The organism is Streptomyces atriruber (assembly GCF_001418325.1).
GTDB classification, from domain to species: domain Bacteria; phylum Actinomycetota; class Actinomycetes; order Streptomycetales; family Streptomycetaceae; genus Streptomyces; species Streptomyces atriruber.
In genome coordinates this window covers 1,008-1,847 of record NZ_LIPN01000506.1, presented here as the reverse complement: position 1 = coordinate 1,847, position 840 = coordinate 1,008, and the positions used below count along the sequence as shown (strand labels likewise).

General features: G+C 75.4%; 1 protein-coding gene and 1 pseudogene. Both read left to right on the top strand.

Features of this window, described 5'->3' with window-relative positions:
• Positions 1-184 (top strand): annotated as a pseudogene (locus AOK03_RS37135) (polysaccharide deacetylase family protein); the annotation flags it as partial.
• On the top strand, positions 181-840 hold a 660-nt coding region (locus AOK03_RS37130; protein ID WP_244177898.1), incomplete at its 3' end, for a glycosyltransferase. The pseudogene AOK03_RS37135 and the gene AOK03_RS37130, both read left to right, overlap by 4 nt.

Below are 840 nucleotides of genomic sequence, written 5' to 3'. Positions count from 1 at the left end.
GGCCGCCGTCCGCGAGGCCGGATACCGGTACGCCTGCGCGATCGCGCCCGGCGCGCTCACCGGACCGTACGCCCTGCCCCGCGTCCACATCGGCCAGGACGACACCGCCTGGCGGCTGCGCCTGAAGCTGCGCACCAACCGGCTCAGGCGCCGCGCGCTGGCCCGTTCGGCGGTGACCGGATGAAGGTCCTGCACATCATCACCGGCCTCGGCGTGGGCGGCGCGGAGCAGCAACTGCGCCTGCTGCTGCGCCACTTGCCGACGAACTGCGACGTCGTCGCGCTGACGAACGCGGGCACCGTGGCCCAGGGCATCGCGGCCGACGGAACCCGCGTGACCGACCTCGGCATGTCCGGCAACCGTGACGTGGCGGCGCTGCCGCGGCTGGTCCGTCTCATCCGGGCGGGCCGGTACGACGTGGTCCACACCCACCTCTACCGCGCCTGCCTGTACGGGCGCATCGCGGCCCGCCTGGCGGGAGTGCGCGCGGTGGTGGCCACCGAACACTCCCTGGGCGACTCGCAGATGGAGGGCAGGCCGCTGACCGCCGGGGTCCGCGCGCTGTATCTGGCCGGGGAGCGGCTGGGCCGGGTGACGGTCGCGGTCTCCCCCGCCGTGGGGGCGCGACTGCACCGGTGGGGCGTGCCGCGGCAGCGCATCCGGGTGGTGCCGAACGGCATCGAGGTGGAGCGCTTCCGGTTCGACCCTGCGGTGCGTGCGCGCACGCGGCAGCAACTCCAGCTGCCCGAGCACGCGTTCGTCGTCGGCGGGGTGGGTCGGCTGGCCGCGGGCAAGCGCTTCGACGTCCTGCTGCGGGCCGCCGCCCTGCTGCCGGACGAC